We start from the raw sequence: 16,867 nt of genomic DNA, 5'->3' as shown, positions 1-16,867 counted from the left end.
CGGAAACTCCCGGTCGGGTCGCCACTCATTATCACGATAACTTTTTGCTGGACAGGCATCCCATCGGTCGGTATTTCGTTATCGCGATAATAATCAATCGCTTTAGGAGAGCACCGCCCATGCCCGTCGATCCGATCTACAAGACCCGCGCCACCGCCTCCGGCGGCGGCCGCGACGGCCACACCCGCTCCGAGGACGGCGCGGTCGACGTCAAGCTCGTGGTTCCCAAGGAGATGGGCGGTCCCGGCGGCGTCGGCGCCGATCCCGAGAAGCTCTTCGCGGCCGGCTATTCCGCCTGCTTCCTGGGCGCCATGCGCGCCGTCTCGTCGAAGGTCGGCGTCAAGGTTCCGGCCGAGGCGACCGTCACCGCCGAGATCGGCTTCGGCCCGCGTTCGGAGGGCGGCTATGGCATCACCGCCGACCTCACCATCTCGCTGCCGGGCGTCGAGCGCGCCGACGCGCAGAAGCTGGTCGACACCGCCCATCAGGTCTGCCCCTATTCCAACGCCACGCGCGACAATGTCGCGGTCGGCCTGACCATCGCCTGAACCGGCTCCGACCAGGACACGAAAAAAAGGGGGCGGCCTGTTGGGCCGCCCCCTTTGTCTTGTCGCGAGGGATCGACGGATTACTCCGCGTCCTCCTCCTTGGCGGCCTTCTTGAGCTCTTCGCCCGTGGCCTGATCGACGACCTTCATGGACAGGCGCACCTTGCCGCGCTCGTCGAAGCCCATCAGCTTGACCCAGACCTTCTGGCCTTCCTTGACGATGTCCTGCGTCTTCTGGACGCGGTCGGCGGCGAGCTGCGAGATGTGCACGAGGCCGTCGCGCGAGCCGAAGAAGTTCACGAAGGCGCCGAACTCGACGCACTTCACCACCGTGCCCTCGTAGATCTCGCCGACTTCCGGCTCCGCCACGATGGAGTGGATCCACTTCTTGGCGGCCTCGATCTCCTTGGCCGACGACGAGGCGATCTTCACGGTGCCGTCGTCCTCGATGTTGATCTTGGCGCCGGTCTTCTCGACGATCTCGCGGATCACCTTGCCGCCCGAGCCGATCACGTCGCGGATCTTGTCGGTCGGGATCTGCATGACCTCGATGCGCGGGGCGAACTCGCCGAGCTCGGCGCGGGCCGAACCCAGCGCTTTGTTCATCTCGGCGAGGATGTGCTCGCGACCGCCCTTGGCCTGCTCGAGGGCGATCTTCATGATCTCCTCGGTGATGCCCTGGATCTTGATGTCCATCTGCAGCGAGGTGATGCCCCGGTCGGTGCCGGCCACCTTGAAGTCCATGTCGCCGAGGTGGTCCTCGTCGCCCAGGATGTCGGACAGGACCGCGAAGCGCTCGCCCTCGAGGATGAGGCCCATGGCGATGCCCGCCACCGGACGCTGCAGCGGCACGCCGGCGTCCATCAGAGCCAGCGAGGTGCCGCACACGGTCGCCATCGAGGACGAGCCGTTGGACTCGGTCACCTCGGACACGGCGCGGATCGTGTAGGGGAAGGCTTCCTTGGCCGGCAGCATCGGGCGGATGGCGCGCCAGGCGAGCTTGCCGTGGCCGATCTCGCGACGGCCCGGCGAGCCCATGCGGCCCGTCTCGCCCACCGAGTAGGGCGGGAAGTTGTAGTGGAGGAGGAAGGTCTCCTTGTAGGTGCCGGTCAGCGAGTCGACATACTGCTCGTCCTCGCCGGTGCCGAGCGTGGCGACGACCAGCGCCTGCGTCTCGCCGCGCGTGAACAGCGCCGAGCCATGGGTGCGCGGCAGGATGCCGGCCTCGGCCACGATGGCGCGCACGGTGGACAGGTCGCGCCCGTCGATGCGGCTCTTGGTGTCGAGGATGTTCCAGCGCACGATCTTGGCCTGGAGTTCCTTGAAGACCGCCCCGACCTCTTCCTTCGTGTACTTGGTCTCGGTCGCGCCCTCCGGCAGGAAGTGGGCGACGACCTTGGCCTTCACCTTGTCGACGGCCGCGTAGCGCGCCTGCTTGTCGGTGTTCTTGTAGGCCTCGCGCAGCTCGCCCTCGGCGATCGAGAGCATCTCGCCCTCCAGCGCCGAATGGTCCGGCGCGTTGTGGTCGCGCGGCTCCTTGGCGGCGTGTTCGGCGAGCTTGACGATCGCCTCGATCACCGGCTGGAACCCCTGGTGGCCGAACATCACGGCGCCGAGCATGGTCTCCTCGTCCAGCTCGCGCGCCTCGGACTCGACCATGAGCACGGCGTCCTGCGTGCCGGCGACCACGAGGTCGAGCTTGGACTCGGCCATCTCGTCGACATGCGGGTTCAGCTTGTAGGCGCCATCGATGTAGCCGACGCGCGCGCCGCCGATCGGGCCCATGAAGGGCACGCCCGACAGGGTCAGCGCGGCCGAGGCGGCCACCATCGCCAGGACGTCGGGATCGTTCTCCAGGTCATGCTGGAGCACCGTGACGACGACCTGCGTGTCGTTCTTGTAGCCGTCCGCGAAGAGCGGGCGGATCGGACGGTCGATGAGACGCGAGACCAGCGTCTCCTTCTCGGAAGGCCGACCCTCGCGCTTGAAGTAGCCGCCGGGGATCTTGCCGGCCGCGAAGGCCTTTTCCTGGTAGTTGACGGTCAGCGGGAAGAAGTCGAAGCCGGGCTTCGGCGCCTTCGCCGAGACGACCGTGGCGAGCACGGCGGTCTCGCCGTAGGTGGCGAGCACGGCGCCGTCCGCCTGGCGGGCGATCTTGCCGGTCTCCAGGGTCAGCGTGCGGCCGGCCCATTCGATCTCGACCTTGTGGGTATTGAACATGCGGTGTGCCTCATGGCTTGGCCGCGAAGCGTCGCGGCCGGCTTTCGGAAAAACGCGCATGGGCAAGACGGCGGGAGGCTTCCGGGCGAGGCGCGGCCGTTCGTCGGCGGCGCTCGGGCACGATGGGTTCCCTCCGGGCGGAGCCGTCGGGATCATGCCGGGAAGCGTCCGGCAATCCTGCCCCATGAGCGTTCGGCTCTCGGGCTCGGGACCTTTCGGAAGGCCGCCGGCCGGGACAGGCTTTCCCCGCCGGGGCGGGAGAAGCTGGGTCGGAATGCGGGACGCGGCGCCGGGAAGCTTCCGGGCGCCGCGGCGAAGGTCTTGCTTAGCGACGCAGGCCGAGACGGCCGATCAGCGCGGTGTAGCGCTCTTCCTCGCGCTCCTTCAGATAGTCGAGGAGGCGGCGACGCTGGGACACCATCTTGAGAAGGCCACGGCGCGAGTGGTTGTCCTTCTTGTGGCCCTTGAAGTGTTCGGTCAGGTTGGCGATGCGCTCCGACAGAAGGGCGACCTGCACCTCGGGCGAACCGGTGTCGCCTTCCTTGGTCGCGTATTCCTTCATGAGTTCGGCTTTGCGCTCGAGCGTGATCGACATCGGATATCCCTTTCTTGGAAAAAACGGAGGGTTGGGACGCCCTAGCCGGGATGTCGTCCAGCCAGGGCCACGAGGCCCGCCCGATCGCGAAACCGGGCATGCGGGGGTTCGTATAGGCGCATTCCCGGGCGATTGCCAGCCCGGAACGGCCGCGGCCCGTCAGCCGCGCCCGCCGAAGACGCGTTTGGGGTGGAACGAGCCCTGGTCGATCGAGCCGATCGCGACCAGCCGCCCCTGCCCCGTGGCATAGGCCTCGTCGCAGAAAGCCGGCGCGTCGCGCCCGCGCAGGAGGACCGGGTTGCCCGACAGGACCCGTCCGGTCTGGTCGTCGGTGAGCGCTACCTCGTAGAGCTCGCCGAGCGCCGTGGCCGCGTCGAGCACCATCTCGTCCAGCGCGGTGAAGTCGGTGATGCGCGCGCGCGCGCCCGCCTCCACGGCCTCCGGCGCCAGTTCCTCCAGGCCCTCCTCGGCGGCGTCCATCAGCTCGTCGAGGGTGACCATGTCGTCCTCGTCGAACGAGCCGACGCGCACGCGCCGCAGCTCGGTGATGTGGCCGAAGCAGCCGAGGTCGCGGCCGAGGTCGCGCGCGATGGCGCGCACGTAGGTGCCCTTGCCGCACTCGGCCTCGAAGGTCGTGGCGGCGCTGTCGGGCATGTCCGAGATCCAAAGCCGGTGCACGGTGACCGTGCGGGCGGCGATCTCCACCGTCTCGCCCGCGCGCGCCAGGTCGTAGGCGCGCTCGCCCTCGATCTTGATCGCCGAGAAGGCGGGCGGCACCTGGCTGATCTCGCCGGTGTAGTTGGGCAGCAGCGCCTCGATGTCGGCGCGCGCCGGGCGGCGGTCGGAGGCGTTGGTGACCGGGCCTTCCGTGTCGTCCGTCGTCGTCTCGGCGCCCCATGAGACAGTGAACCGATAGGTCTTTCGCCCGTCCATCACGAAGGGGACGGTCTTGGTCGCGTCGCCCAGCGCGATCGGCAGCATGCCGGACGCCAGCGGGTCAAGCGTGCCGGCATGGCCCGCCTTCTGCGCGAAATACAGCCACTTGATCTTGGACACGGCCTCCGTGGACCCCATGCCCTTCGGCTTGTCGAAGATCACCCAGCCGGAGATTGGGCGCCCCTTCGGCTTCTTGCCGCGACGTGCCATCAGTTGTCTTCCTCGTCTGCCGTCCCCTGCGTGTCGCGCAGGACCTCCGGCGAGCGCAGCAGCGCGTCGATCCGGGCGTAGTTGTCGAAACTGTCGTCCTGCCGGAAGCGGATCTCCGGCATGTACTTCATCTGCCTGAGCGCCGGCGTCAGTCGCCCGCGCAGGAAGCGCGCATGGGCGTTCAGCGCCCGGATGAACGGGTCCATGTCCTCCTGTCCGAACACCGTGACATACGCGGTGGCGAGCTTGAGGTCGGGGCTCATGCGCACTTCCGTCACGCTGATCACGGCGTTTTCGAGGAGCGGGTCGATGATCTCTCGCCGCTGCAGGATCTCGGTCAGCGCGTGGCGCACCTTCTCGCCGACGGAAAGCTGGCGCTGCGACGGGCCTTTGGGGCTGTTGGAATGCTTGGGCATGGCGGGTTGCTCCTGGCCGCGCGGCGTGGTCCTCGGGGGCGGGCGCAACTGCAAAGCCCGGCGTCGCCGCCGGGCTTTGCATCGCGTCCGGTGAAGGGGCCGGTCCGGCCCCGTCGAGGATTAGAGCGTGCGCGCGATATGCTCCACGCGGAAGTTCTCGATGATATCGCCCTGGCGGATATCCTCGTAGTTCTGGAAGGCCATGCCGCACTCCTGGCCGCCCGGCACCTCGGCGACTTCGTCCTTGAAGCGCTTGAGCGTCTTGAGCGTGCCCTCGTGGATGACGACGCCGTCGCGGATGAGGCGCACGCCGGCCCCGCGCTCGACCTTGCCTTCCGTGACGCGGCAGCCCGCGACCTTGCCGATCTTGGTGATGTGGAACACCTCCAGGATCTCGGCATTGCCGAGGAACGTCTCGCGCCGCTCGGGCGACAGGAGGCCCGACATCGCCTGCTTCACGTCATCCACGAGGTCGTAGATGATGTTGTAGTAGCGGATCTCGATCCCCTCGCGCTCGGCGAGCTGGCGGGCCTGGGCGTTGGCGCGCACGTTGAAGCCGATGATGGCCGCGTTCGAGGTCGCCGCGAGCTGGATGTCGGACTCGGTGATCGCGCCCGCACCCGAATGGACGATGCGCGCCTGCACCTCGTCGGTGCCGAGCTTGTCCAGCGCCGCGCCGATGGCCTCGACCGAGCCCTGCACGTCGCCCTTGATGAGCAGCGGGAAGGTCTTGAGCCCCGAGGACTGGAGCTGGGTCATCATCTGCTCGAGCGAGCCGCGCTGGCCGGCGGACTTGGCCACGGCCTTCTCGCGCGTCAGGCGCTGACGGTACTCGGTGATCTCGCGGGCCTGCGACTCGTCCTTGACCACCGCGAAGCGGTCGCCGGCGAGCGGCGTGCCCTGCATGCCGAGGATCTCGACGGGCATGGACGGACCGGCTTCCTTGAGCTGCTTGCCCTGGTCGTTGACCAGCGCGCGCACGCGGCCCCACTGGTCGCCGGCCACCACGATGTCGCCCGTGTGCAGCGTGCCGGCCTGGACCAGCGCGGTCGCGACCGGACCGCGGCCGCGGTCGAGCTGGGCCTCGATCACGACGCCCTCGGCGGTGCGCTCGGGGTCCGCCTTGAGGTCCAGGATCTCGGCCTGGAGCAGGATCGCCTCGAGCAGCTTGTCGAGATTGGTGCCGACCTTGGCCGACACTTCGACGTCCAGCACCTCGCCGCCCATCGATTCCACGAAGACCTCGTGCTGGAGGAGCTGCGTGCGCACCTTCTGGGCGTCGGCCGCCGGACGGTCGATCTTGTTGATCGCCACGATGATCGGAACGCCCGCCGCCTTGGCATGGCTGATCGATTCGATCGTCTGCGGCATTACCGAGTCGTCGGCCGCCACCACGAGGATCGCGATGTCGGTCGCCTGGGCGCCGCGGGCGCGCATCGCGGTGAAGGCCGCGTGGCCCGGCGTATCGATGAACGAGATCTTCTGGCCGTTCTGCTCGACCTGGTAGGCGCCGATGTGCTGCGTGATGCCGCCGGCTTCGCCGGACACGACGTTGGTCTTGCGGATCGCGTCGAGGAGCGAGGTCTTGCCGTGGTCGACATGGCCCATGATCGTCACGACCGGCGGCCGCGACACCAGCTTCTCGGGGTCGCTGGCGACGTCGAAGATGCCGGTCTCGACGTCCGATTCCGCCACGCGGCGGACCGTGTGGCCGAACTCGGAGGCGATGATCTCGGCGAGGTCGGCGTCGATCACGTCGCCCGGCTTCATCATCTGGCCCTGCGCCATCAGGAACTTGATGACGTCCACGGCCCGCTCCGACATGCGGTTGGCGAGTTCCTGGATGGTGATGGTCTCGGGGATAATCACTTCGCGGGCAATCTTCTCGCGGGTCTGGTGCTGCTGCGAGCGCTTGAACTTCTCCTGGCGCCGACGCATCGACGACAGGGAGCGTCCGCGCGCGTCCTCGTCGGACAGCGCACGCTCGACATTGACGCGGCCGGCGCCGCGGCGGTCGTCGCCGACGCGCGCACGGGTCGGCTTGGCGGCGTCCGCCGCCGGGCCGCGCGCCGGGCCACGGGCCGCGCCCGGACGACGGCGATCGTCCTCGTCGTCGGCGCGCGTCTTCTTGGTCAGGTCCGTGCGGCCGGCGGGGCGCAGACCCAGGCCGTCGTCCACCGGCGGCGGGCCGGGGATCACATCGGCCCCGGCCTTACCGCCGGTGCGCGCGACGGGCTTGTTGGCGGCGCGGCGGGCCGCATCCTCCTCGGCCTTGCGGCGGGCGGCGGCCTCGAGCTCGAGACGCGCGGCCTCCTCGGCCTGACGGCGCTCGGACTCCTCGCGCTCCGCACGGCGCCGCTCGTCCTCGGCGATGCGGCGCGCCTCCTCGATCTGGAACAGGCGACGGTCTTCGGCTTCGCGCTGCTGGGCGAGGATGAGCGCACGCCGACGCGCGTCCATCTCCTTGGACGACAGGTCCGACAGAACGGCGCCGCGCGGCTGGCGCGCGCCGGGGGCGGCGGCGGCCGGCGTCGGCCCGCGACGCTCGTCACGACCGCCGGGCTGCCCCGGACGGTTCGGCTGGCCGGGGCGCTGGGGCCCCGCGCCGGGGCGGCCGGACGGCGAGCCGGCATAGCCGGGACGCGCCGGCTGGCCCGGACGCTGGGCGCCGGCCGGGCTGCCGGCAGCGGCGCGCGGCGGCGTCGGCTGGGCGGCGCGCGGCGCGGACGGGGTCGCCGGGGACGGGGCCGCGACGGCGGCGGGTTTGGCGGTTTCGCTCAAGGAAGGCTTCGGTGACTCGGAAACGGGAGGGGTCGAGGGGGCTTCGGACGCGGCGGCGGGCGCGGCCGGCGTCTCGGCGACGGGTTCGGCCGGCGCGGCTTCTGCCGCCGGAGCCGTGGGCGCGGCGGCCGCAGCGGGCGCGGCCTCGGCGACCGGGGCCACCGGCGCGGCCTCGGCCTCGGGCGTCGGGGCCGGTGCGGCGGGGCGATCGGGCGCGACCGGTGCCTGCGGGTTCTTGGCCGCATGCTCCAGCGCCGCCATCTGGGCGGGGGTCAGGGCCGGGCGCGCGGGCGCGGCGGGCGCCGCCGGGGGTGCCGCTGCCGGCTCCACCGCCGCGGGCGCGTCCTTCGCCGTCTCGCCGGGGACCGAGAACTTGCGCTTCTTGGTCTCCACGACGACGCTCTTGGTCCGCCCGTGCGAGAAGTTCTGCCGCACCACCGACTGCGGGACGTTGCCGCTCGGCTTGAGGGACAGGGTCTTCTTCGGGTTGACGCTCAGCGTCTTGTCGTCGCCGGATTTCGTATCGCTCATTTACGCTTCCGCTTCCTGCGCGGGTTGTTCCCCGCGCCACTATCCGTGCCTAGAGCATTGTGCAACCGTGCTCTGCCGTTGATCTTAATGGTGGTCTCATGGACCCGGGTCCCCGGTGTCCGCGATGGTTGTCGCCCGGGCGCTTGCGCCCCGGTATGTCTCCAGCGCCTCCAGGCGCTCGATCAGGGCCGCTCCGGCGCCGCCGGGCAGGATGGCCGCATGTATCACATTGTGGTCGCCCATGGCCAAACCGATTTCGGCGGCCGTGAGCGTGTGGAAGGCCGGCACCGGTTCGGCGCCCGTCTCGAAGGCGCGGGCGTGGCGCGCCCCGTCCAGCTTGCGCACCCCGTCGGCCGCCCCGTCGGCGGCGTGCAGCGAGGCCAGCGCCTTGCCGGCGCGCAGGGCGGCATCCACCTTGGCCGCGCCCGTGGTCACCTGGCCCGCCTTGCGCGCCAGCGCCAGAGCGCCGGCGGCCGCGCGCACCAGCAGCGCCTCCAAGTCGTCGGCCAGCGTCTCCGTGCCCGCCAGCTCGCGCTTCAGGGCACGGGCCAGAAGCCGGCGCTTCAGAGCCGCCTCGACCGCCGAACGGCGCGCCTCAACATGGGCGCCCCGCCCCGGCAGGCGGCGCTTGAGGTCGGGCACGACTCGGCCGTCGGGATCCGCGACGAAGCGGATCAGGGCGCCGGCCGGCAGCGAGCGGCGCGACACGATGCACATGCGTCCGTTCATCACCGCCTCCTCCAGGTCCCCGTCCTCGTCGCCGTTCATCCGTTCCGTCGCGCTCCCGTCAGGCCTCCTCGGCCTCCTCGTCGATCTCGGCCGCCGGCTCTTCCGCCTCGACCCAGCCCGCCGAGACGCGGGCCTGCATGATCATCGCCTCGGCGTCCTGGCGGCTGAGGTCGAAGGCCGACAGGGCGCCGGTGAAGCGCTTGGTCTCGCCGTCCTTGCGCTCGGTCCAGCCGACCAGGTCGTCGGCGGCGCAGCCCGCGAAGTCCTCGACGCTCTTCACGCCGTCCTCGCCGAGCGCCACCAGCATGGCGGTGGTCAGGCCGTCGATGCCGCGCAGCTCGTCGGCGACGCCCAGCGCCTTGCGCTTGTCGTCGAGCTCCTGCTCGCGGCGGTCCAGGAACTCCTTGGCGCGGTTCTGGATCTCGGAGGCCGTGTCCTCGTCGAATCCCTCGATCGCGGCGACCTCGGAATTCTCCACGTAGGCCACTTCCTCGACGCTGGCGAAGCCCTCGGAGGCCAGAAGCTGGCCGACCATCTCGTCGACGTTCAGAGCGTCCATGAACAGCGCCGAACGCTCCACGAACTCCTTCTGGCGCCGCTCGGACTCCTCCTGCTCGGTGAGGATGTCGATGTCCCAGCCCGTGAGCTGCGAGGCGAGGCGCACGTTCTGGCCGCGACGGCCGATCGCCAGGCTCAACTGGTCATCGGGCACCACGACTTCAATACGCTCGGCGTCCTCGTCGAGCACGACCTTGGCGACTTCCGCCGGCTGCAGCGCGTTGACCAGGAAGGACGCGGCGTCGGGCGACCAGGGGATGATGTCGATCTTCTCGCCCTGGAGCTCGCCCACCACGGCCTGGACGCGCGAGCCGCGCATGCCCACGCACGCGCCCACCGGATCCACCGAGGAATCGCGGCTCACCACGGCGATCTTGGCGCGCGAGCCCGGATCGCGGGCCACCGCCTTGATCTCGATGATGCCGTCGTAGATTTCCGGCACTTCCATGGTGAAGAGCTTGGCCATGAACTGCGGATGGGTGCGGCTCAGGAAGATCTGCGGCCCGCGCTGCTCGCGGCGCACGTCGTAGACGAAGGCGCGCACGCGGTCGCCGTAGCGGAACAGCTCGCGCGGGATCTGCTCGTCGCGGCGGATGATGCCCTCGCCCTTGCCGAGATCCACGATGACGTTGCCGTATTCGACCCGCTTCACCGTGCCGTTGACGATCTCGTTCACCCGGCCGATGAACTCCTCGTACTGCTTGTCGCGCTCGGCCTCGCGCACCTTCTGCACGATGACCTGCTTGGCCGACTGGGCGGCGATGCGGCCGAACTCCATCGGCGGCAGCTGCTCGGCGATGAAGTCGCCGGGCTCCGCATCCGGGTTCTTGTCGCGCGCGAGATCGAGATAGATCTGCGTCGCCGGATCCTCGACCTCCTCGACCACTTCGAGAAGCCGCTGCAGCTTCATCTCGCCGGTCTTGGTGTTGATGTCGACGCGGATGTTGGTCTCCTGGCCGTAGCGCGAGCGGGCGGCCTTCTGGATGGCATCGGCCATCGCGGCGATCACGATCTCACGATCGATCGACTTCTCGCGCGCCACGGCATCCGCGATCTGCAGAAGCTCGAGCCTGTTCGCACTGACTGCCATGTTCACGTCTCCTGTCGAAAGCCGCCGGGCACTCGTGGCTCCGGCCCTTCGGGATGGGAGGTCGCGCGCCGCGCGGCGCGCCCCCTCCCGTCGTCACATCAATGCGCGGCGGGCGCTCCGGCTCCGTCCAGCGCGTCGTCCTCGTCGTCCAGCGGCGCGCCGCGCGCCTTGCGGGCGGCCTTGTCGGCCTTCAGCGAGGCGGCGATGAGTTCGTCGGTGAGGATCAATCGCGCCTCGGCCAGCGCGTCGAACGGGATCTCGACCACCGGCTCCTCGCCGGCGGCCGCGCCGTCGCGCTCCAGCCGGAAGCCGGTGTCGGACACCTCGAGGATGCGCCCGCGAAACCGCTTGCGCCCGGCCAGGAGACGCGTGGTCTCCAGCTTCATCAACTGGCCCGCCCAGGCCCGGAAGTCACCGGCGCGCACCAGCGGGCGGTCGATGCCGGGCGAGGAGATCTCGAGATGGTAGGCCCGGTCCATCGGGTCCTCGACGTCCAGCACCGGCGAGATCCCGCGCGACACCGCCTCGCAGTCCTCGACGCTCATCGATCCGTCCGGCCGCTCCGCCATGATCTGCAGCGTGGTGCCGTTGAGGGCCGAGACCCGCACCCGCACGAGGCGGAAGCCGAGCTGCTCGATCACCGGCTCCAGAAGGGTGGCGATGCGGGCTTCGAGCCCTTGTTCGATGATGATGCGCTTGTCCGTCACGAAGTCTCCGGTCGTGCCTCGCGGAGCGCCCCTTCCGGGCGGCCCCGCCTGCGGCGATCGCCGGGTCTCTTGCCGAGGCCTTGCCCCTAACAAAAAAGAGCGGGACCGGGAGGACCCACTCTCACGATCGCATCGCAGAGAATTTGAGCCCCGTATACAGCCGCGCGGGCGGCTTGGCAAGGCGAGGCGCCTTTTCCACAACCAGGCGGCCGGCGGCGTCCGGGCCCGCGTCAGAGCCGCAGGAAGGTCAGGTACGCCCCTTTTCGCCCTTCGCGATGCGCCTTCGCCTCGTAGCGCGTGCCGGGCCAGCCCTCGTAGGGCGTGTGCCAGTCGGCCGGACCCTCCGCCTGCCAGCGAAAGGCCGGATGGTCGCGCAGGTGGAGCAGCGTCCAGTCGACGTAGGTCTCGATGTCCGAGGCGAAGCGGAAGCGGGAACCCGGCCGCAGCACCCGCGCCATCCGGTCCAGCGTGCGTGCGTTCACGAGACGCCGCTTCCAGTGCTTCCGCTTGGGCCAGGGGTCCGGGTAGAACAGGTCGATGCCCGAAAGCGAGGCGTCCGGCAGCCAGTCGAGCAGCAGCGTCGCATCGTCGCCGAACAGACGAAGGTTCGCGCGCGGATCGGCGTCCAGCGCCACCAGCATCTTGGCCATGGAATTGACGAAGGGCTCGACCCCGATGAAGCCGGTGCCGGGATGGCGCCCCGATTCCATGTGCAGATGCTCGCCGCCGCCAAAGCCGATCTCGAGCCGGACGGCGTCGACCGGAGCCTCGAACAGGGTGCGCAGGTCGGCCGGGGCGGGCTGGCCAAGGTCGAGCACCAGCGCGGGCAGCGACTCGCGCAGGAGCCCAGCCTGGAGCGGCCGGAGCGTCTTGCCGCGCGAGCGCCCGAAGAAGTTCTCGCGGACGCGGGCGCGCGGGCCGTTCGTTCGGCGTTCAGCGGCCAAGTTTCGCCTTCAGCTTGGCGACGAGGTCGGTGCGCTCCCAGGAGAACGAGCCGTCGCGACCGGGCTTGCGGCCGAAATGCCCGTAGGCCGACGTCTTGGCGTAGATCGGGCGCGCGAGGTCGAGATGCTCGCGGATGCCGCGCGGTGTGAGGTCCATCAGCTCGCGCAGCGCCGCTTCCAGCGCCGTTTCCTCGACCCTCCCCGTTCCGTGCAGGTCGACATAGACCGAGACCGGCTCGGCGACGCCGATCGCGTAGGAGAGCTGGATGGTGCAACGGTCGGCGAGCCCGGCCGCCACCACGTTCTTGGCGAGGTAGCGCGCGGCATAGGCGGCGGAGCGGTCGACCTTGGTCGGGTCCTTGCCCGAGAAGGCACCCCCGCCGTGCGGCGCCGCGCCGCCGTAGGTGTCGACGATGATCTTGCGTCCCGTCAGGCCGGCGTCGCCGTCCGGGCCGCCGATCACGAACTTGCCCGTCGGGTTGACGTGCCAGACGCAGTCGTCGTCGATCGGCAGGCCGGCGGTCGCCTCGCGCACGAAGGGCTCGACCAGACGGCGCACGTCGGCCGACGTCAGCGACTCGTCGACATGCTGGGTCGACAGGACGATGGAGGAGATCGAGACCGGCTTGCCGTCCCGGTAGCGGACCGTGACCTGGCTCTTGGCGTCGGGGCCGAGCACGCCCGCGCCGCCCTCGCCCGAGCGGCGCGCCTCGGCGAGGCGCTCCAGGATCTTGTGGGCGTAGAAGATCGGGGCGGGCATCAGCTCGGCCGTCTCGCGGCAGGCGTAGCCGAACATGATGCCCTGGTCGCCCGCCCCTTCCGTGTTCTTGGCCCCGGCATCGACGCCCTGGGCGATGTCGGCCGACTGTTCGTGCAAGAGCACGTCGATCTTGGCGGTCTTCCAGTGGAAGCCGTCCTGTTCGTAGCCGATCGACTTCACGGCGCGGCGGGCGGCGGAGCGGACCTTGGAGCGAAGCTTGGCCGAATCGAGCGTGCAGCGGACCTCGCCGGCGATCACGATGCGGTTGGTGGTGGCCAGCGTCTCGCAGGCGACGCGCAGCTGCCAGGCGTCGATCCCGGCCTTGCGCGCTTCGCGGTAGAGCAGGTCCAGCACTTCGTCCGAGATGCGATCGCAGACCTTGTCGGGATGACCTTCCGAAACACTCTCGGAGGTGAAGAAGTACTCGCCGCTGCGCATCCGCCTATGGTCTCTCGCTTGTGGGAGTTCGATCGGAGTGGCCGTCCTTAACAGCGGCACCTCGATGCGCAAGGCTTTTCTCGCACCGCGGAAGGACCGTCGCTACTTGGACCCGCTCTCCTCGGCCTCGGCCTCGGCCAGCGACCGGACGAGCTCGAGAATGCGGCGGCGCACCTTGGGATCCTGGATCTTGCCGAAGGCGCGGTTGAGCTGGATGCTCTCGCTGGACACGGGATAGTCGTTGACGAAGGTGGCGTCCGCCTCGGCCATCCCTGTGGGCTGGCTTTCCTCGCCCTGATATCCTTCGAAGAAGAAGGATACGGGGACCTGCAGGACTTCGGCGATCTTCTGCAGGCGGCTGGCACCGACGCGGTTGGTGCCCTTCTCGTATTTCTGCACCTGCTGGAACGTCACCCCCAGCGCCTCGCCCAGCTTCTCCTGGCTCGTTCCCATCATCGTTCGCCGAAACCGCACCCTCGCGCCGACGTGCACGTCGACGGGGTTCGGCTTCTTGCTTTCAACCGCCATGGATCGCCCCTAGGAAGCCGCCGCCGTCCGGCGGCGCGCCTTGCCGACGCGGCCCCCGCCGCCCGGCTTCATGAACATCAGTCGTTATCTAGATGATACGACTATGGTGAGCAATCGCGCCTCAGTGGCGCACGCGGCCGGACCGAATCGAGGCGCCGACGGCAAGCAGGACGAAAAGACCGACAATTGCGGCGAACACAAGATTGCCCCAGCGCGAAAAGACCGTGGGCGCGCCCCGTGCGGGCAGGGCGGCATCCACCGTGCCGCGCTCTCCGAGCGCCAGTCCGGCGACCGGTCGGCCGACGCTGTCGGTGACGACCGAGATGCCGGTATTGGCGGCGCGCACCAGCGGCAGGCCGAAGGCGACCGCCGTCATCTGCGCCTGGCGCAGGTGCTGGTAGGGGCCGGGCGTGCGGCCGTACCAGGCGTCGTTGGTGACGTTGAGCAGGAAGTCCGGCCGCAATTCGAGATCGCCGAGAAGCTCGTCGGGGAAGATCGCCTCGTAGCAGATCAGCGGCAGGAAGCTCGGCCCCCCCTCGCCCGCCCGCATGATCCGCCGCGCCGCGCCGGCCGAAAAGCCGCCGGGGAGCCGGGTGAGCTGGGTCACGCCGAGCCCTTCGAGGAACGCCTGGAACGGCAGGTACTCGCCGAAGGGCACGAGGTGCAGCTTGTCGCCCGCCTCGCGCACGGCACCGCTCGAATCGATCACGTAGAGGGAGTTGTAGAACCGCGCGGCGGGGTCCCGCGTCTCGCCTTCGACGCGCGTGGCGCCCGCCATCAGCGTGTCGGAGGGGTTCAGCGCGTCGGCGAGGCGCGTCACCGCGTCCGGCCGGTCGGTCAGGATGAAGGGGAAGGCCGATTCGGGCCAGATCACGAGGCGCCGCGCTCCCTCGGGCGCGGGCTCGCCGCCGCCGGTCAGCGCCAGGAGGCGGGCGAAGTTCTCCTCCTCCTCGGCCGGGTCCCACTTGTCGGACTGGAGGATCGCGGGCTGGACGATGCGCAGCGCGACGTCCGGCACCGTGTCCGTCGGGGCCTCGGCCAGCCGCCAGGCGCCGAAGCCGACATGGGCCGCGAGCAGCACGGCGCCGAACGAGAAGGCCGCCGCTCGGCCGCGGACGGGCGCGCCGAGCAGCGCCGGCAGCGCGAACACGAACACGGCCAGAAGCGTCAGCCCGTGCAGCCCGACCACCGACAGGCTGCCCATCAGCATCGGCACCGGCGCGGCCAGGACGCCGATCTCGTTCCAGGTGAAACCGGTCAGGAGCGTGCCGCGCAGCCACTCGAAGGCGGCGAAGGACGCGGCCAGGGCGAACAGCCGCCCGGGACCGTCGCTCCAGGCGAGGCGCGCCGCCGCCGCCGCCAGCCCGTGATACACGCCGAGCACCATCGGCAGGCCGAGGACGGCGAAGGGCAGCGCCCAGAGAAAGCTCGTGCCGCCCACCAGGACCGCGGCGCCGAGCCACCAGAGCCCGCCCAGGAAATAGCCGAAACCGAAGCACCAGCCGATCCGGAAGGCGGGCAGCGCGCGCCGCACGAGGCCGGCCCCCGGCCGTCCGCTCGCGCCGTCCAGGAGCCAGACCAGAACCGGAAAGGAGACGAAGCCCACAGCCGGGACGTTGATCGGCGCGAGCCCCAGCGTCGCCACGAGCCCGGCCAGCGCCGCGAGGGCCGCCCGCCGCCAGCCATGGAGAAGCATGATCCGTCCGGCCAGTCGTTCCAACGCTCAACGCCCCTCGTCCGCCCCGGTCCGCCGCGAGGCACGTCGTCTCCGGCGCGGGTGCACCCTTGCAGGTCGTAACGAGCGGGACTTTCGCGAAACCTTCCGCGCCGGGCGCGTCAGCCGTCGAGTTCGGCGGCCGCCCCTTCGGGAAAGCGCACGATGCGCAGCCGCTTCACGCGCCGGGGATCCGCGTCCATGACCTCGATCTCGAACCCCGCGACCACCTCGACCACCTCGCCCGGCGCCGGCATCCGGCCCAGCGCGTTGACCACGAGCCCGCCGATCGTGTCGGCGTCCTCCTCGTGGCCGGTGACGTCGAAATCGGCTCCGACCACCTCGCGGACCTCGTCGAGGTCGGCCCGGCCGTCCGCGTAGAAGACGCCGTCGCCCGAGTGGGTGACCAGGGCCTCGTCGTCGTCGTGCTCGTCCTCGATGTCGCCGACCACCATCTCGAGGATGTCCTCCAGCGAGACCAGACCGTCGGTGCCGCCGTACTCGTCGATCACCAGCGCCATCTGGATGTGGCTCGCCTGCATCCGCTGCATCAGCTCGGCCGCGTGCATGGAGGGCGGCACGAAGAGGATCTGCCGCAGGAGGCCGAGATCGGCGATCGTGTGGGCGAGGTCGACGCGGCCGAGATCCAGTGCCGAGCGCACCGGCGCGTCTGCCTCGCCCTCCTCGTGCCGGAAGCAGAGCGCCGCGCGGGTGACGTGGCCGATCACGTCGCGGATGTGGACCATGCCGAGCGGATCGTCGAGGCCCTCGTCGTAGACCGGCATGCGCGAGTGCCCGGTCTCCTCGAAGCGCGCCATCAGCTCCGCCAGCGTCGCGGAGGCGGCGATGCCCTGGATCTCGGTGCGCGGAACCATCACGTCCTCGACGCGCACGTCGTGGAGCTGGAGGATGTTGCCCAGGAGCAGCCGCTCGTTGGGCGTGAAGCCGGAGGCCTCCGTCTCGGGCCGGGTCAGCGCCTCGGCGATTTCCTCGCGCAGGGAGTGCGACACGCGCGGCCGCAGGAACGCGACGAGCGATTCCAGAAAGCCCGGCTCGGCGGCGGTCTCCGCGCCGCGCCGGGGCCCGCGACTTCGCGGCTCCGGCGGGGTCTCCGACGAAACGGCCTCGTGGCCGGTCTCGTCGCCAAAGGGGGGCATGCTCAT

14 protein-coding genes and 1 pseudogene are annotated in these 16,867 nt (G+C 70.1%); 1 reads left to right on the top strand and 14 read right to left on the bottom strand.

Annotated elements, in window-relative coordinates; genetic code table 11:
* The first annotated feature begins 119 nt into the window (after positions 1 to 119).
* On the top strand, positions 120 to 548 hold the full coding sequence (locus tag D3218_RS10335; RefSeq protein ID WP_119540001.1) for an organic hydroperoxide resistance protein: 429 nt from the start codon (positions 120 to 122) through the stop codon (positions 546 to 548).
* A gap of 80 nt (positions 549 to 628) precedes the next feature.
* On the opposite strand, the gene pnp is transcribed toward D3218_RS10335, so the two are convergent.
* The 14 genes and pseudogenes from pnp to D3218_RS10270 form a co-directional block, all read right to left on the bottom strand.
* The gene (gene pnp / locus D3218_RS10330; RefSeq protein WP_119540000.1) at positions 629 to 2,767 is read right to left on the bottom strand and encodes a polyribonucleotide nucleotidyltransferase; all 2,139 of its coding nucleotides are present in this window, start codon (positions 2,765 to 2,767) and stop codon (positions 629 to 631) included.
* 325 nt (positions 2,768 to 3,092) lie between these two features.
* Complete coding sequence (rpsO, locus tag D3218_RS10325) at positions 3,093 to 3,362, bottom strand: 30S ribosomal protein S15 (protein ID WP_061937454.1); 270 nt, start codon at positions 3,360 to 3,362, stop codon at positions 3,093 to 3,095.
* Positions 3,363 to 3,521: 159 nt separating this feature from the next.
* Positions 3,522 to 4,508 carry a tRNA pseudouridine(55) synthase TruB gene (gene truB / locus D3218_RS10320; protein ID WP_119539999.1) on the bottom strand — a complete coding sequence of 329 codons (987 nt, stop codon included), beginning with the start codon at positions 4,506 to 4,508 and terminating at the stop codon, positions 3,522 to 3,524.
* Positions 4,508 to 4,924, bottom strand: coding sequence for a 30S ribosome-binding factor RbfA (gene rbfA, locus D3218_RS10315; RefSeq protein ID WP_119539998.1), 417 nt, complete (start codon positions 4,922 to 4,924; stop codon positions 4,508 to 4,510). Before rbfA ends, truB begins: the two co-directional genes overlap by 1 nt.
* Before the next feature lie 120 nt (positions 4,925 to 5,044).
* Entirely contained in the window at positions 5,045 to 7,966 is a 2,922-nt protein-coding gene (gene infB, locus D3218_RS10310) for a translation initiation factor IF-2 (RefSeq protein WP_425359302.1), read from the bottom strand.
* Between the two features lie 93 nt (positions 7,967 to 8,059).
* Positions 8,060 to 8,236 (bottom strand): annotated as a pseudogene (locus D3218_RS20325) (translation initiation factor IF-2 associated domain-containing protein); the annotation flags it as partial.
* A 96-nt stretch (positions 8,237 to 8,332) separates the two neighbouring features.
* A complete protein-coding gene (locus D3218_RS10305) occupies positions 8,333 to 9,004 on the bottom strand; it encodes an RNA-binding protein (protein ID WP_119539996.1) in 672 nt (223 codons plus the stop codon).
* Positions 9,005 to 9,023: 19 nt separating this feature from the next.
* Positions 9,024 to 10,613, bottom strand: a complete 1,590-nt coding sequence (gene nusA / locus D3218_RS10300) for a transcription termination factor NusA (protein ID WP_119539995.1) — start codon at positions 10,611 to 10,613, stop codon at positions 9,024 to 9,026.
* A gap of 98 nt (positions 10,614 to 10,711) precedes the next feature.
* Positions 10,712 to 11,320, bottom strand: coding sequence for a ribosome maturation factor RimP (rimP, locus tag D3218_RS10295; RefSeq protein WP_119539994.1), 609 nt, complete (start codon positions 11,318 to 11,320; stop codon positions 10,712 to 10,714).
* Positions 11,321 to 11,550: 230 nt separating this feature from the next.
* Complete coding sequence (gene trmB, locus D3218_RS10290; RefSeq protein WP_119539993.1) at positions 11,551 to 12,264, bottom strand: tRNA (guanine(46)-N(7))-methyltransferase TrmB; 714 nt, start codon at positions 12,262 to 12,264, stop codon at positions 11,551 to 11,553.
* Entirely contained in the window at positions 12,254 to 13,462 is a 1,209-nt protein-coding gene (gene metK / locus D3218_RS10285) for a methionine adenosyltransferase (protein WP_119539992.1), read from the bottom strand. Before metK ends, trmB begins: the two co-directional genes overlap by 11 nt.
* 102 nt (positions 13,463 to 13,564) lie before the next feature.
* Positions 13,565 to 13,990, bottom strand: a complete 426-nt coding sequence (locus tag D3218_RS10280) for a helix-turn-helix domain-containing protein (RefSeq protein WP_119539991.1) — start codon at positions 13,988 to 13,990, stop codon at positions 13,565 to 13,567.
* A 121-nt stretch (positions 13,991 to 14,111) separates the two neighbouring features.
* Positions 14,112 to 15,686, bottom strand: coding sequence for an apolipoprotein N-acyltransferase (gene lnt, locus D3218_RS10275; protein WP_136625082.1), 1,575 nt, complete (start codon positions 15,684 to 15,686; stop codon positions 14,112 to 14,114).
* Positions 15,687 to 15,826: 140 nt separating this feature from the next.
* The gene (locus D3218_RS10270; protein ID WP_119540276.1) at positions 15,827 to 16,867 is read right to left on the bottom strand and encodes a hemolysin family protein; all 1,041 of its coding nucleotides are present in this window, start codon (positions 16,865 to 16,867) and stop codon (positions 15,827 to 15,829) included.

Origin of the sequence: Aureimonas flava (genome assembly GCF_003583935.1) — a bacterium.
GTDB lineage: Bacteria > Pseudomonadota > Alphaproteobacteria > Rhizobiales > Rhizobiaceae > Aureimonas > Aureimonas flava.
This window is presented reverse-complemented; position numbering and strand designations above follow the sequence as displayed.

Bases quoted from the DNA above. Each gene is read 5' to 3' on its own strand.
- D3218_RS10335 (WP_119540001.1), top strand. From the start codon at position 120: ATGCCCGTCGATCCGATCTACAAGACCCGCGCCACCGCCTCCGGCGGC.
- pnp (WP_119540000.1), bottom strand. From the start codon at position 2,767: ATGTTCAATACCCACAAGGTCGAGATCGAATGGGCCGGCCGCACGCTG.
- rpsO (WP_061937454.1), bottom strand. From the start codon at position 3,362: ATGTCGATCACGCTCGAGCGCAAAGCCGAACTCATGAAGGAATACGCG.
- truB (WP_119539999.1), bottom strand. From the start codon at position 4,508: ATGGCACGTCGCGGCAAGAAGCCGAAGGGGCGCCCAATCTCCGGCTGG.
- rbfA (WP_119539998.1), bottom strand. From the start codon at position 4,924: ATGCCCAAGCATTCCAACAGCCCCAAAGGCCCGTCGCAGCGCCAGCTT.
- infB (WP_425359302.1), bottom strand. From the start codon at position 7,966: ATGGCGGCGCTGGAGCATGCGGCCAAGAACCCGCAGGCACCGGTCGCG.
- D3218_RS10305 (WP_119539996.1), bottom strand. From the start codon at position 9,004: ATGAACGGCGACGAGGACGGGGACCTGGAGGAGGCGGTGATGAACGGA.
- nusA (WP_119539995.1), bottom strand. From the start codon at position 10,613: ATGGCAGTCAGTGCGAACAGGCTCGAGCTTCTGCAGATCGCGGATGCC.
- metK (WP_119539992.1), bottom strand. From the start codon at position 13,462: ATGCGCAGCGGCGAGTACTTCTTCACCTCCGAGAGTGTTTCGGAAGGT.
- D3218_RS10280 (WP_119539991.1), bottom strand. From the start codon at position 13,990: ATGGCGGTTGAAAGCAAGAAGCCGAACCCCGTCGACGTGCACGTCGGC.
- lnt (WP_136625082.1), bottom strand. From the start codon at position 15,686: ATGCTTCTCCATGGCTGGCGGCGGGCGGCCCTCGCGGCGCTGGCCGGG.
- D3218_RS10270 (WP_119540276.1), bottom strand. From the start codon at position 16,867: ATGAGCATGCCCCCCTTTGGCGACGAGACCGGCCACGAGGCCGTTTCG.